Source organism: Arthrobacter sp. Z1-9 (genome assembly GCF_054792695.1).
The window spans coordinates 3912193-3925049 of record NZ_CP096456.1 but is presented as its reverse complement, the minus strand read 5'-3'; the positions used below and the strand labels follow the sequence as shown (position 1 = coordinate 3925049).

General features: G+C 63.7%; 14 protein-coding genes. 5 read left to right on the top strand and 9 right to left on the bottom strand.

Translation table 11 applies throughout. The annotated features are described in order from the left end of the window. The 7 genes from M1D93_RS18175 to M1D93_RS18145 form a co-directional block, all read right to left on the bottom strand. Positions 1-837: a carbohydrate ABC transporter permease gene (locus M1D93_RS18175; protein WP_461172851.1), complete on the bottom strand. Its 837-nt coding sequence runs from the start codon at positions 835-837 to the stop codon at positions 1-3. After that, positions 831-1802, bottom strand: coding sequence for a carbohydrate ABC transporter permease (locus tag M1D93_RS18170; RefSeq protein WP_461172850.1), 972 nt, complete (start codon positions 1800-1802; stop codon positions 831-833). Before M1D93_RS18170 ends, M1D93_RS18175 begins: the two co-directional genes overlap by 7 nt. A gap of 10 nt (positions 1803-1812) precedes the next feature. Then, positions 1813-3132, bottom strand: coding sequence for an ABC transporter substrate-binding protein (locus M1D93_RS18165; protein WP_461172849.1), 1320 nt, complete (start codon positions 3130-3132; stop codon positions 1813-1815). A gap of 180 nt (positions 3133-3312) precedes the next feature. Next, on the bottom strand, positions 3313-4416 hold the full coding sequence (locus tag M1D93_RS18160; RefSeq protein ID WP_461172848.1) for a LacI family DNA-binding transcriptional regulator: 1104 nt from the start codon (positions 4414-4416) through the stop codon (positions 3313-3315). A 60-nt stretch (positions 4417-4476) separates the two neighbouring features. Further along, on the bottom strand, positions 4477-5355 hold the full coding sequence (locus M1D93_RS18155) for a PfkB family carbohydrate kinase (RefSeq protein ID WP_461172847.1): 879 nt from the start codon (positions 5353-5355) through the stop codon (positions 4477-4479). 90 nt (positions 5356-5445) lie between these two features. Then, entirely contained in the window at positions 5446-6447 is a 1002-nt protein-coding gene (locus M1D93_RS18150; protein WP_461172846.1) for an SIS domain-containing protein, read from the bottom strand. A 312-nt stretch (positions 6448-6759) separates the two neighbouring features. Further along, positions 6760-7353, bottom strand: coding sequence for a DUF5655 domain-containing protein (locus M1D93_RS18145; protein ID WP_461172845.1), 594 nt, complete (start codon positions 7351-7353; stop codon positions 6760-6762). A gap of 207 nt (positions 7354-7560) precedes the next feature. On the opposite strand from M1D93_RS18145, the gene M1D93_RS18140 reads away from it, so the two are divergent. From M1D93_RS18140 to M1D93_RS18130, 3 genes are all read left to right on the top strand, one after another. After that, on the top strand, positions 7561-8265 hold the full coding sequence (locus M1D93_RS18140; protein ID WP_461172844.1) for a protein tyrosine phosphatase: 705 nt from the start codon (positions 7561-7563) through the stop codon (positions 8263-8265). 224 nt (positions 8266-8489) lie between these two features. Beyond that, positions 8490-9068 (top strand): RNA polymerase sigma factor, encoded by a 579-nt coding sequence (locus M1D93_RS18135; RefSeq protein WP_461172843.1) that lies wholly within the window; start codon positions 8490-8492, stop codon positions 9066-9068. Next, positions 9061-9900 carry a hypothetical protein gene (locus tag M1D93_RS18130; RefSeq protein WP_461172842.1) on the top strand — a complete coding sequence of 280 codons (840 nt, stop codon included), beginning with the start codon at positions 9061-9063 and terminating at the stop codon, positions 9898-9900. The genes M1D93_RS18135 and M1D93_RS18130 overlap by 8 nt, the downstream gene beginning before the upstream one ends. 34 nt (positions 9901-9934) lie before the next feature. On the opposite strand, the gene M1D93_RS18125 is transcribed toward M1D93_RS18130, so the two are convergent. Then, a complete protein-coding gene (locus tag M1D93_RS18125) occupies positions 9935-10495 on the bottom strand; it encodes a COG4315 family predicted lipoprotein (RefSeq protein ID WP_461172841.1) in 561 nt (186 codons plus the stop codon). 167 nt (positions 10496-10662) lie between these two features. Here M1D93_RS18125 and M1D93_RS18120 point away from each other — a divergent pair, with 167 nt between their 5' ends. Then, a complete protein-coding gene (locus tag M1D93_RS18120) occupies positions 10663-11163 on the top strand; it encodes a sigma-70 family RNA polymerase sigma factor (RefSeq protein WP_461172840.1) in 501 nt (166 codons plus the stop codon). Further along, entirely contained in the window at positions 11160-11828 is a 669-nt protein-coding gene (locus M1D93_RS18115; protein WP_461172839.1) for a zf-HC2 domain-containing protein, read from the top strand. Before M1D93_RS18120 ends, M1D93_RS18115 begins: the two co-directional genes overlap by 4 nt. Before the next feature lie 110 nt (positions 11829-11938). Here M1D93_RS18115 and M1D93_RS18110 read toward each other — a convergent pair whose 3' ends face one another. Beyond that, on the bottom strand, positions 11939-12820 hold the full coding sequence (locus M1D93_RS18110; protein WP_461172838.1) for a DUF1206 domain-containing protein: 882 nt from the start codon (positions 12818-12820) through the stop codon (positions 11939-11941). Positions 12821-12857 lie beyond the last annotated feature (37 nt).

Here is a 12857-nt window from a genome sequence, read left to right as displayed (position 1 = left end):
TCACTTCCCCACACCATCAGCCAGGCCGCGGATGAAGTACCGCTGGCCAGCAAAGAAAAGCACGATCACAGGAACGGCGGCGATGGCCATTCCGGCGAAGACCACGGGGTAGTCCGTGCCATGTTTGGCCATGAGGTTGGTAAGCCCCACCGGCAGCGTCTGAAGCGCCCCGCCGCTCGTGAAAATCATGGCGAAAAGGTATTCATTCCACGTGAAAAGAACGTTCAGCAGGATGGTGGAGATGATGATCGGACGGCACATCGGAAGAATGACCTGCCAGAACGCGCGTGCCTTGGAGGCCCCGTCCACAGCCGCGGCCTCGTCTACCTCGAGGGGTAAATCCAGCATGTAGGCACGGATCAGGAAGGTGGTGAAGGGAACGCGGAACGCGGTGTAAAGAATCAACAGCGCCCAAAAGCTGTTGTAGAGGCCCAGGGCCTGGAACATCTTCACGAGGGGAATCAGGGCCACGGTCGGCGCCAGCATCAGGCCGGCCAGGATCAGTATCAGGATGGTCCGGTTGAACGGGATCTTGACCCTGGTCAGGCCGTAGGCTGCCCAGGCACTGATCAGCACTGTGGCGACGGTGGACGCCACGGTGACGAGGACGCTTGTGGTGAGGTAGTCGCCGACACCCCGGTTCCAGGCGGTCACATAGTTTTCCCACCGCCAGGTTTCGGGAAGCGCAAACGGATTGGCGAACAGTTCCGAATTCGACTTCACGCCGTTCAGCAGCATCCACAGCAGGGGGTAGATCACAACGATGGCCAGGGCCACCAGGAAGGCCTGGACAAAGACCCGTCCCAGGATCATCAGTACTGAAGTGCGCGTCACCATTCCACCCTCCTGCGCTTGGCCAGCCGGAGCTGGAGTACCGCGAGGACCAGGGTGATGACGAAAACAGCGGTGGCAATGGCCGCGGCATACCCGAAATCGTTGCGGACGAAACCGCTGCGGTAGAGCCAGGTGCCAAGGACCTGGCTGGAATTGTTGGGGCCGCCTGTGGTCATAACCATCACCTCATTGAAAACCTGGAACGCCCCCGACACTGTCACGATCATCATCAGGCTGCTCATCTCACGGACAAGGGGCAGGGAAATGGAGAAGAACCGGCGGACGGGCCCGACGCCGTCGATTGACGCCGCTTCGAAAAGCTCGGAAGGAATACGTTGCAGCGCCACGGCGAAGAGCAGGGTGCAGTAGCCGAAACCCTGCCACTGGCTCATGGCGATGATGCCGAAGATCGCGGTGTTTTCCTGGCCAAGCCAGGCTTGTGCGAAGCTTCCAAGCCCCACGGTCTCAAGCGCGGCGTTGAGGATCCCCATCCGCGGCTCATAGATGAAATAGAACAGGAGCCCTGCCACCGTGAGGGATATTGCCGAGGGGACGAAGTAGATCGCCCGGAGGGCACCCCGCCAGCGCGGACTGGGCAGTCCTTCCACGAGGGCTGCCAAAACCAGTGCTCCGAACACCTGGAAGATGATGGAGATTCCGGCATAAAGGGTGTTGTTGAGCAGTGACTTCCAGAAGATCGGGTCATTGACCATCTTGAGGTAGTTATCGGCACCAACGAAGGTCTGGCGTCCGCTGTAGATGTCCCACTTCAGAAGGCTGAAGCCCAGATTCTGGACGAGGGGCAGGTAGCAGAAGGCACACAGCAGCAGTACCGCAGGCAGGACCCACACCATATTGCGCCACTGGCGTGCCCTGCTCCTGGCTGCCTGCCGGCCGTCGGGGAGGCCTTTGGTGCCGGATCCGGAGGCCGAAGGCGCGGGCCTCCGGATCGCGTTCGAAACTGTCATGGCAGATCTGCTACTTGGCTGCGTTGGAAGCGGAACGCACAGCGTCAAGGACCTGCTGCGGCGACTGGGTTCCGGCAACAAGGGCTTCGCCGCCGGCCAGCCAGGCATCGGCCACCTCCGGAACCGTCACTGAGTCCAGCCAGATGATGGCCTCGGAGGCTTCATTCACCTGCTTGATGCCTTCAACGACCGGTCCGCTCGAGTTCTGTTCCGAGACCACGTCCTTGACTGCGCTGGGCTGACCGTACGGCGGTGATGAAAGCTTCGTGGCGTTCTCCTTGCTGGTGGCGAACTTCATGAAGTCAACTGCCAGTGCCGCGTTTTCCGACTTGGGGTTGATCAGGTATCCCTCCGGAGAACCTTCGATGGCCTTTGTGTCGCCCTTTGCCGTGGCTGAGGCGGGCAGCTTGAAGATGCCCAGGCCGTCGTTCTTGAGCTGTGATCCCTCAGAGGCCGTGGTGTCGAATTCGAGGACCTCCTGGTAGTACATCCCGGCGGTACCTGTGGCCAGTGCCTGCTGGGCGGTGGTGTAGAGGACACCGTTTGAGTCTTTTCCGCTGCCGGTGCATTCCTTGATCAGTTCGGTGAACTGTTCCATGGCCCGGAGGTAGCCCGGGTCGTCGAGTTTCGCCGTCTGGGGGTTGAAATCCGCTTCGAGCGTGTCAGTCGGCACCTCATAGGCGAACAACTGCTGCAGGTAGTGCAGGCCTGGCCAGCCGTCCTTGTTGCCAAAGGCAATAGGCTCGTAGCCGGCGCCCTTGAGCACCGAGCAGGAGGAAATCAATTCCTCGAAGGTGGACGGCGGATTGAGGCCCAACTCCTTAAAAACCTTTTCGTTGTAGCCCATGAATTTTCCGTTGTTGTACAGGGGAACGGCAAAGTACTTTCCGTCCCTTTCAAAGGCTTTGAGTGACGACTCGCCGAAAGTGTTTCCCCAGCCAGTGCCCGGGGCGATTGCCTGCGTCAGGTCCGCGGCGAGGCCACCGTCGATGAAGTTGTTTGCCCAGTTTCCCGCCCAGGTGAAGTAGATGTCAGGCAGGGCCTGGGATGCGGTGAGGGTCTTGGTTTTGTCCTTGATGCTCTGGTCGGTTTCCTGGATGAGTTCGAAGGTGACATCCGGGTGCAGTTTTTTGTACTCCTCGGCCAGGTCCTCGAAGTACGGCTCGAGGGGATCGCCGCCGAATTTGGTGAGGATACTGAGGGTTCCGGAATATTCGGGCTCTTTCTGCAGGTCCAACTGTGCAACTGGCTCGCTTCCGCCGGCGCAGCCGGTCAAAGCAAGTGCTGCGCCCGCCAGCAGGGCGGTCATCATGTGCGTGCTTTTCCGCATCGTTTTCTACTTTCGCTCGGGTGGCTGATTAGCCGTGGTCCACGGGACGAAGCGTGCCGCCCTCCGTTGGATGGCACCTGCTCCAAGTGCGTTTTGGGAAACTGTGATACCGGTACCACAGTGAATCATGATTAGCGGTCCCGGGGGAAGGGGTTCGTCGAAGAAATAGTTGCCGGAGGTTTAGCCGGCAGCGCGTGAAGGCGCAGGGCCGTCGGAGGAACGGGCAATAAGGGTGGAGGGCAGGACATGTTTCCTCGGTGCGGAGGAATCGCCATCGATGCGGACCAGGAGCTGTTGTGCCGCTGCGGCGCCCAGTTCGCGCATGGGCTGCTGGATCATGGTCAGGGGTGGTTCCATGACTGCGGCCCAGGGGCTGTCGTCGAAGCCGATCAGGGATACGTCCTTGAGGATCCGGCGGTTGTGCGTCCGTAGTGCATGAAGGGCGCCAACTGTTGCCTCGGTTTCCGTGGTGAAGATGGCAGTGGGGGGATCGGCCAAAGCGAGCATTCCTCCGATGGCCCTGGTTGCCTGTCGTTCATTCTTCAGGACGTGGGTCACCAGGGCGGTATCGAAGGGTATCCCGGCTTCTTCCAGGGCATCCAGATAGCCGCGAAGGCGTTCGCCGTCGCTCCACAGCGCCTGGTCGAGGATGCTGTGCATCTGCTGCAGGTCGGTCGCGGGACTCAGGGTCACCGGGCCCCAGGCGAAGGCAATCCGGCGGTGGCCGTTCGCAATCAAGGACGCGACGGCGGAGCGGGCGGCCTCCCGGTTGTCGATGACCACCGAGTCGGTATCCAGGCCGTCCACGAGGCGGTCAATGAGGACCACCGGTATTCCACGTTCCATCGCGCTGGAAAGGTGGGTGACGTCGTCGTTCCGTCCCGCCGCCGAAGCGACCACCAGGCCATCAACCTGTTTGGCCAGCAGGACCCTGATGGCGTCCCGCTCCAGCTCCAGCTTCTCGTCCGTGCTCAGGATGATGGCATCGTAGCCGGCCTGTTTGGCCGTTTCGGAGATTCCCCTGAGGACCCCGGAAAAGAAGGGATTTGCCACGTCCGCAAGGACAATGCCCAGCGTCTTGGTAATGCCGGTACTCATGCTGCGCGCCAGCGTATTGGCCTGGTAGCCCAACCGTTCGGCAGCCAGCAGGACCTTTGCGCGCGTGGCATCACTGACGGACCCATAGTTGCCCAGGGTACGGGCGACGGTGGCCCTGCCAACCCCAGCTGCAGCGGCAACCTCCGAAATGGTCGGAGCGCCCCCGTGCTGATGATCCGGCGACATCCGGTTCCCTTCTGGTCTTGGAATCGCCCTGGCGCGGTTCCGATGAGGACAAGCTCTGGTTCAGATCCTAGTTGCTGCAGCGACGGGACGGCCGTACCCGAACGCAGCTTCAACGTAGCACTGCTCGGCAGCCGTTTCCGCGGCAAAAGCAAGGGCGGGGCGCAGGGAATCCGGAGTTGCCGGGGAGTCCCGCGCCCACCCGGACCGCAGGAGGCTCACAGCCAATCCGGTGACAAACGCGTCCCCGCAGCCCATGGTATCGGCGAACCTTTGTGCGTCCGTTGGGGCCGCTGCCTGGGTGAGGAACCGCTCGCCGTCGTACAGTACGGCGCCGGCGGCGCCCCTGGTGGCAACGGCGAGCGAGGCGCCTGCCGCCGTCACCCGGGCAAGCTCCCGTTCGACGGCTTCCAAAGGCGCGTCCCCCAATGACAGCAGGGCCAAGTCCACGAATGGGGCGGTGTTTCGCAGATAGGCGTCGGTCCGGCGCTCCGGTTCCCAGGAATAGTCAAAGCTGACCAGGGGGCCTGCTGCGCGAACCGACGGGAGCTGGTTTTCGGAGGCGGAGTAGACGCTCGAATGGACCAAGGCAGCCGTTGCCAGGAAGTGGAGGTCCCCAGGCCCAAGTGCGAACGGTTGGCTGATGGTGACGCCTCCTTCGTTCCAGCCGAGGAAGACGCGGTCCCCATCAATGACCTTGATTTCGGTAACGCCGTTAGGACCCTCACGAATCAGGCATCTGCTGACGTCTACCCCTTCCGCTGCTATGGCGGAACGAACAAAGGCGCCCAGCGGATCGGAACCGAAGACGCCCAGGTAGGCGGATTCCAGGCCGAGGCGGTGTGCCAGGACCGCAAAGTTCACGCAGTTTCCACCCGGATACATAATTTCCCGGTCCAGGAAGCGGTCCACGATGTTGTCTCCGAACCCAATGACTTTCATGCTCATCCTGTCTCGACGGCGGTGTCTCCGGCCGTACGGCCGGGCAATCCGCCCGCGCCCCGGTTCAGGGGGCGCGGGCAGCGGTGTCTGTCAGTACTCAACGACGCGGTAGTACCGGCGAAGGTCAAGCGAGTGGTTGCGGACCCGCTCCAGGTGCTTGCTGATCCGGTCTGCCACGGTGTCCAGGACCAAGGGTGCCAGCAGCCCCCGGAACCGGGCACTGATTCCGGCCAGCTCATAATCCTTGGTGTCCAGGATGGTGGTGTTCTTGTTGTAGTTCTCCGCGAACTTGACGACGCGTTCCATGAGCGGCCGGCTTTCGTCTTCGCCCAGGAAAAGCACCAGGCTGGTGTCCTCTTCGATGAGTTCCAGGGAGCCATGGAAAAATTCGGCCCCGTGCACCCGCGTGGTGCGCAGCCACTGCATCTCCTCGAGGATGCACATCGAGTACAGATAGGTGAAACCCCAGAGGTTGCCCGCGCCGACAAGGAAGTGGTAGTCCGCGTCCTTGTTCCGTTCTGCAAACGCTTCCGCCACTGGTTCTGCCTGGCGTGCCACCTCGAGGAGGACTTCGGGAATGGTCTGGAGTTCAGCCGCAAACTCCTCGTACCCCTCAAACTCCCCCCGTGCGGCCAGGAGGCGCGTGGACAGGAGCAGCAGAGGGATGTCGAACGGCCAGGTCTTGGGTTCGGTGATCAGTGCGGCATCCAGGGATTTGGCAAAGGGGCTGTCGGCGAAGCCGGTAAAGCCAACTGTGTAGGCGCCTTTGGCCTTGGCGAAGTCGATCGCCTCAATGATGTCCTCCGTTGTTCCGGAAACAGAAGCAAAAACGGCGATGGATCCGGGGCCGAACGCCGGGTCGCCTGTCAGCATCAACTCCTTGCCGATTGCTGCGCGTACGGGAAGGGTGGACCGTGAGCGGATGAAGTGCTCGTAGGGCAGCATTGCGGCGTAGGTGCCGCCGGCGCCAATGAGGAAGAGGTTGTCAAAACCCCGCTCCTGGATACCGTCCACGAACTGTTCGATTTGTCCCTGCAGCGCGAGTGCGCTGCGGGTCTGGGCGAGGAATTCCTCTTCTTTGAAGCCGAGCACGGGCTGTCCTTTCGTTTTGGGTGGTAGCTGCTGTTGATACCTTGTGATACCGGTATCACAACTGCTCATCATGGTTTCATGGCGCAGCCGGCGGGTCAATAGATTGATGAAGGGAATTTGGGGGGAGCCGGAGCACTACCTCGACGGCGGCCTGGATGACCTAGGGGAGACGCCCGACGCCGTCCTTACGGATGGAGGAGCTCGACGGCGAGTTTGTGGAGCTGCTGGAGGGGGACAAAATCACTGCCCTCAAGGCCACCTGCGCCGTGCGGCAGCCGCTTCAGCTGTTCTGCCGCTTAACTGTTCTGCCGCTTAACTATTCTGCTTTAGGGCCACGGCCAGGATGCCAAAAAGTTCGTCATCCACCTGGTCGGCTGCCGTAAGGCGCACCCTGCGGGTGAAGGGGTCATCGGACCGGGTCCTGGCCGTTTCGAGTCGGCCCTCCGCAGGGGCGTCAAGCCGGAGCGTCACGTCTACTGCAGTGTTGGTGGTCCGCGTAACCTGGGCGAACTTACGCCGGGCGCTGTGGAGGGATACGTAGCCCTTCCGCATCTGGATCTCCACACCGTCGGTTGCGGACGCCCATGCCAGCAGGGCATCCGCGATGGGCCTCAGTTGTGGGTGGTTGGCGTACTGCCCGTCAATCAGCTCGTCGGCGTCGCGCAGCATAAATTCCGGGTAGCCGAACATCTCCCATGACACTGCGTATTGGGGGTACCCGGTCACGCCGAAGCCGTCGCGCATCCAGGTGCGGAGTTCGCCGTCGTTACGGATGCCGGCGGCGCGGGCCTTCCCAACCCAGTAGGTTGTGTCTTCGCCGGTCTTTCGCAGAAGGAGGGCTTTGTTGCTGTCCACCATCGACTGCCAGGTGCTGGCCTTCTTCTGGGATTCGGGGATCGTAGGCATGCATCGATGGTAGCGCCGCCCCTCAACCCCGCTGGCCGCTGGCCGCTGCCCGTTGCCCACTGCCTGTTGCCATGAGGCTGCTGACACCACCGCAAAAAAAGATTTTGGTCGTCCGTAACCTTTCCGCCGTCCGCCGCGATGTAGGAGGTGATGGGTCCGCCAGGCGGACCTGCATCGCATATGTTGTCTACGTTTTTGGAGTGTCTTATGTCGTTGTTCACCGTTCTCGCCACCAGCAAAGTTGCCGCCGGAATACTGGCAGCCGGCACCCTTGCCGTCGGCGGAACCGGCGCCGCCGCTGTTTCCGGCGTTCTCCCGGCCGAAGCGCAGCAGAGCGCCCACGACCTCTTCGGCGCACCGGCTCCGCAGTTGGCAGCAGAAGCCGCCGCTGACACGAAGGCAACCGCGGACGCCGCGGCCGATGCCACCACCAACGCCTCCGTCGACGCAGACGCAAACGCAGACGCAGACGCCGCAGGGGAGGCCGCCGTTTCTGACCGGGACGTCGCAGCCAAGGCATCCGCATCCGCCGCAGCCGGTACGGCCGTTGATGCAGCCGGTGCAGCAGCCCTGGGCCTCTGCACCGCTTTCGCCAACGGTGGCCTGAACGCTTCTTCCGAAGGCTTCTCCTCGCTGGCCATCGCAGCCCAAGGGGAAACGAACATCGAAAGCTTCTGCACCGTCGTCGCAGCGGAGGCTGAGGCCGCCGCAGAAGCAGGCACCGCAGCCGGTGGTACCGCCGCTGTTGGGGTTGAGCGTCCCGAGGTTCCTGCTGTTCCGGCCGTCCCCGCTGTACCGGGTATCGACGGCGAGCCTGCAGTTCCGGCCGTCCCTGCAGTTCCCGAGATTCCTGCTGCATCCGTCGACGGCGGCAGCGCAGCTGTGGACGCGCCGTCAGTTTCAGTCCACTAAGCGGCGTTAGCTAGGGTGTACTGCGGGAAACGGCATACGCTCCGTTTCCCGCAGTACGGCAGTCCAGGATTCCAGGAATTGCGCCCTTTCAGGAATGGTCCCGGCCGCCGGGCAGGCCGGCCCGTAATTCAGCCCGGACACACCTGCCGGAAGGCAGCAGGAAAGCAAGAGCAGGACCCGCAGGACCGCACCCTACACAGGGATGGGCATGGCCGTGTTCCGGGATGGAGGAGCCACCGGTGCTAGACACTTTGGCCCAAGAAGAAATAGACATATTCGATGACGCAGACGGAGCCGACCCGGCTGCGGTGTTCGGCGTTGCCTACCGGTCCTTCGCAGGCCCGGTGCTGGGCTACCTCAAAGCACGCGGCGTCGACGATCCCGAAGCGGTGACCCAGGACGTGTTCCTCGCGTTCTTCCCGCAGATCGGCGGCCTCACCGGTGGGCTGCAGGGGGCCAAGTCATTGATCTTCTATATTGCCCACGCCCGAATGGTGGACCACTACCGGCGGCTGGAACGCCGGCCCCAGCTGACTCCCTACGACCCTCTGCAGGACAGCCGGAGCACCCCCTCCGCAGAACACTGTGCGGTGGAGCTGAACTGCGCGGCTGCCGCACTGCTGGACGGGCTCAGTGACGAACACCAGGAAGTGCTTGCCCTGCGGGTGGTGGCCGACCTGTCCATAGAACAGGTGGCCGGCATCATGGGCAAGAGCGAAGGGGCAATCAAGCAGCTCCAGCGCCGGGCCCTTCAAAATCTCAAGGCACAGACGCTCAAAAGAAACCAGGCAAACCATGAGTGACACCGCAGGATCCCGCCGTAACGGATCCGTCGACCAGCTGCTGCTGGAGGCGGACCTGGGCGGCGATACCCAGCTCCGCCCCGTCCTTCTCGAGCTTCGGGCCCTGGGCTCTGCTGCACCGGAGCCTTCTGCCGAACTGCTGGCCCTGATGGCAGGCACCAACGTGGCGCCTCCTGTTGACGCCGAACTCGCCGAAGACGCAATTGCTGCAGCAGCCCCGCAGACCGACGTCTCCGCCGTCGAGCCTGCTGCTCGCACGACTGAAGCCGCCGCGGTCGAAGTGCTTGCCGTCGAAGTGCCTGCACCTGCCACTGATGAGCTTGCTGCCCGTCGAAGGGCCAAGCGCCGGATCACCCTTACCGCCCTGTCAGTGGCGGTCTCGCTGGGTGCCGGCGGCGCAGTTGCTGCCGCATCAGACCAATCCATCCGTGACTCGTTCACCCAGTTGAACCAGGTTGTCACTTCCTTCATCACCGGTTCCGGCGAAGCACCTGCAGACACCCCGGGCGAACAGCCCTCGATGCCTTTGCCTACCATGCCGGCCGGTGCAGCACCTGCCGGCACTTCATCCGGCAGCCCAACCTCCATCCCGTCGGACCCCGCCGCAGTGGCGCAACCGACCGCCGCCCCGTCGTCGAACGGTTTAGTTGCGCCGGAGACCGCTGACGGCCAGCGGACTTCCCCGGGGGAACCCGGGGAAGTCCCCGCTTCAGAAACCCTGCCAGGCGCTGTACCCGGCCACATTGCCGATGGCCTCGGCGGCTCGCCGGAAGTGCCGGTTCCGCCACAAGTTCCGCTGCCCGCGACGCTGCCGGCAGTTCCGCTCCCATGACGGCGCCGGCACCCGGCTCACCGTCCCCATAGGGCTATTTGGAAGCTCCCATCTTGATCATTTCGCCGGAGGGATCCGCCAGGTACCAGACATCGTTGACGCCCTGGCCAAGGATGTCACCGGCCTTGGTGTCCTTGGCGAAGTAGTACAGCGGCATGCCGTTCAAGGTCACCTGCTTTGCGCCGTCCGGCGTCGTGATGGTTCCCACGGCCCCGGTCACCCCTTCGACCTTGGGCGTATCAGAAGTGGTGGTGAGCGGGGGCCACGCGGTCAGGCACCCTCCTGTGCAAGCGCTGGTTCCGGAATCCTTCACGTCCTTTGTGAAGAAGTAGACGCTCATCCCCTTGCCGTCCACCACAATGTCCCCTGCGCTGGAGGACGCTGTCATAAGGTCGACACCGGCCGCTGCGGTTGAAGTTGATGTTGCTGAGGGCGGAGAAACAGAGGCAGCGGGCGCGGTTGCAGAAGCGAGAGGTGAGCCTGCCGTGACAGCGGGGCTGGTGGCTGCTGGAGTTGTTCCGGTGCCACCGCCGCAGCCGGTCAGGGCCGCCGTCAGGGCCAGGATGGCGAGGCCTGCGCCCAGATGCTTTTTCATAGGTTTGCTCCTTGGCTCGTGCCCGACGTCGGATCGCCGGACGCTAACCAGTACGACGCATCCGGGTGAAGAATGGTTCACAATGAACCAAACTCCGGCTGCGGACGTCGTACCAACCGGGGAGCGCGGAAGTGCCGTGCAGGAGGCTTGGGACGGAGGTCCTTCGAATGCCGCTTGACGAGGACGTTGTGGAGTCCATCTACCGCGAGCACGGCCCCGCCCTGCGCCGCTTTGTGCTCAGCGCCTCCCGGGATCCGCAGCTGGCCGAGGACGTGGTCCAGGAAACCGTGCTCCGCGTCTGGCAGCACGCGCCGGAGGTCACCGGAAGCCTCCGCAGCTATCTTTTCCGGACGGCCAGGAACATCATGATCGACAACTACCGCCGGGCACAGCGCCGCCCGGCAGAGGCCCTTCACGACGGACTCGCCGACTCCGCCGATGCTGTTGAGCGCATAGATGAGCTGTTGAACAGGGTACTGATCGAGGAAGCCCTGCTCCGACTCACCACTGAACACCGGGACGTACTGGTGGCCCTGCACTACCGCCGCTTTACCGTAAGCGAGGCGGCGGTGCAGCTGAATATTCCCACCGGAACGGTGAAATCCCGCGCCTATTACGCTGTGCGGGCGCTACGGACCATCCTGGACGAGATGGGGGTGGAACGGTGAACGCTGCCGAGCTGCACTACTTGCTGGGTGCCTATCTTCTGGGCGGACTGGACGCCGAGGATTTGCGGAAATTCGGATCGCACCTGCAGGAGTGTGCAAAATGCCGGGACGAGCTTCTCCGGCTGGAGAAAGTGCCTGCGTTGCTGGACGCCCTCCCGGTGCCGGAGGCGGTGGCGCTCACCGCCGTTTCGGCGGGACCGGGTGCTTCCGCCGCCCCTGCAGCCGGGGCCCCGGCGTTCCTCCTCGCCGAACTGTCGCGCCGCCGTCGTAAGGCACGACGGCGGTGGGCGGCTCTGGTGGGGGTGGTCGCCGCAGCCTGCCTCGCCGTGGGATTGGCGGTGGCTCCGGTCCTCAGCCGGCCGGCGCAGCCGGACGCGAGCTATTCCGTGCAGTCGGGAGGTGGCCTGCAGTTCAGCATCGACCTGGCACGGAAGACCTGGGGAACCGAGCTCGCGGTCAATGGCAGCAGCCTCCCTGCCGACGGCACATTGTCGCTGTGGGTGCGTGACCGCGCGGGCGGTGAGGACCGGGCTTGTGCCTGGACTGCCACTCCGAGCGGCCGGGTCAGGGTCACCGGAGCAACGCCCATCCAGCTGGCGAGCATTTCGAGTGTGGAACTGCGGGACGGCACCCAGAACGCCGTCGCGGTCATCACCGTGCCGTAGCCCGGCACGTGCCATAGTCCAGCACATACCTGGGCGGGACGGGCCGGGGCATGGCCCGGACCTGGCCGCAGTGGCACCCTCCTGCGGGGGGAGCCGGCCGCGGCAGGCCGCTACCGGTTCATTTTTGCCAGGCGGGCCCGGACGATCATGTAGGCGCCGTAGCAGATCAGCCCTGCACCTACTGCTGCCAGGAGGTACACCCCGAAGGGCTGGTCGCGGAGCGCCCGAAGCCCGCCGTCCAGTCCCGTGGACTCCTCAGGGTGCGCCTGCACCGTGGCGATGGCAATGAGCAGCCCGGCCAGCAGCAGCACAATGCCCTTGGCCACATACCCGGTTACACCCAGCACCGTGGCGGCGGTCCGTGCGGTGGGGGACGAGGGCATCGCCAGATGCTTTTCGAACGATTTCCGCAGGCCGCGGATGCCGTACACCACGCCCGTGACGGCAATGCCCACGCCCAGCAGGACCAGCAGCGCTACGCCGCCGGGGGCCTTCATCACGGCGGCGGTAAGGTCGCTCGCCGCCTGCTGGTTGTCCCCGCCTGAACCGGAGCCCATCGCGAAGGACATCAGCGTCAAGGCAAGCCCGGCGAATACCACTGCCTGCGCCGCTGCTTTCGCCTTCTTTCCAGCCTTTTCCTTGGTGGGCAACCGGTTGTAGTCGAAGATGGCATCACTGGTCTGCCACAGCGCGAGGGCTGCGCAGGCGGCGAAGCTGGCCCACAACAGGAAAGGTCCCGCAGGCTGGGTGGCGAGTTCAGCCACGGCACCACTGATGTCAGCGTTGCCCGTACCACCCATGGCCAGCCGGATCGCGATGGCCCCCACCAAAAGGTGCAGGATGCCGCTCGCCGCAAATCCCGCCCTCGCCAGCAGTTCCAGGGTGGGGGAGTTGGTGGCGTTCTCAGCCGCATCTGCGGCCTGTCTTAATTCTCTTTTGATGGCTGTTCCCCTTGTGCTGGCGCGGATACGCGGATGGTGCGTTCCCCGCATAAGGGCAATCGTGCCACGCGGTGATGGTGCGGGCCAG

Coding starts and splice junctions, on each gene's coding strand:
- M1D93_RS18175 (WP_461172851.1), bottom strand. CDS start 837: ATGGTGACGCGCACTTCAGTACTGATGATCCTGGGACGGGTCTTTGTC.
- M1D93_RS18170 (WP_461172850.1), bottom strand. CDS start 1,802: ATGACAGTTTCGAACGCGATCCGGAGGCCCGCGCCTTCGGCCTCCGGA.
- M1D93_RS18165 (WP_461172849.1), bottom strand. CDS start 3,132: ATGCGGAAAAGCACGCACATGATGACCGCCCTGCTGGCGGGCGCAGCA.
- M1D93_RS18160 (WP_461172848.1), bottom strand. CDS start 4,416: ATGTCGCCGGATCATCAGCACGGGGGCGCTCCGACCATTTCGGAGGTT.
- M1D93_RS18155 (WP_461172847.1), bottom strand. CDS start 5,355: ATGAAAGTCATTGGGTTCGGAGACAACATCGTGGACCGCTTCCTGGAC.
- M1D93_RS18145 (WP_461172845.1), bottom strand. CDS start 7,353: ATGCCTACGATCCCCGAATCCCAGAAGAAGGCCAGCACCTGGCAGTCG.
- M1D93_RS18140 (WP_461172844.1), top strand. CDS start 7,561: ATGTCGTTGTTCACCGTTCTCGCCACCAGCAAAGTTGCCGCCGGAATA.
- M1D93_RS18135 (WP_461172843.1), top strand. CDS start 8,490: ATGGAGGAGCCACCGGTGCTAGACACTTTGGCCCAAGAAGAAATAGAC.
- M1D93_RS18130 (WP_461172842.1), top strand. CDS start 9,061: ATGAGTGACACCGCAGGATCCCGCCGTAACGGATCCGTCGACCAGCTG.
- M1D93_RS18125 (WP_461172841.1), bottom strand. CDS start 10,495: ATGAAAAAGCATCTGGGCGCAGGCCTCGCCATCCTGGCCCTGACGGCG.
- M1D93_RS18120 (WP_461172840.1), top strand. CDS start 10,663: ATGCCGCTTGACGAGGACGTTGTGGAGTCCATCTACCGCGAGCACGGC.
- M1D93_RS18110 (WP_461172838.1), bottom strand. CDS start 12,820: ATGCGGGGAACGCACCATCCGCGTATCCGCGCCAGCACAAGGGGAACA.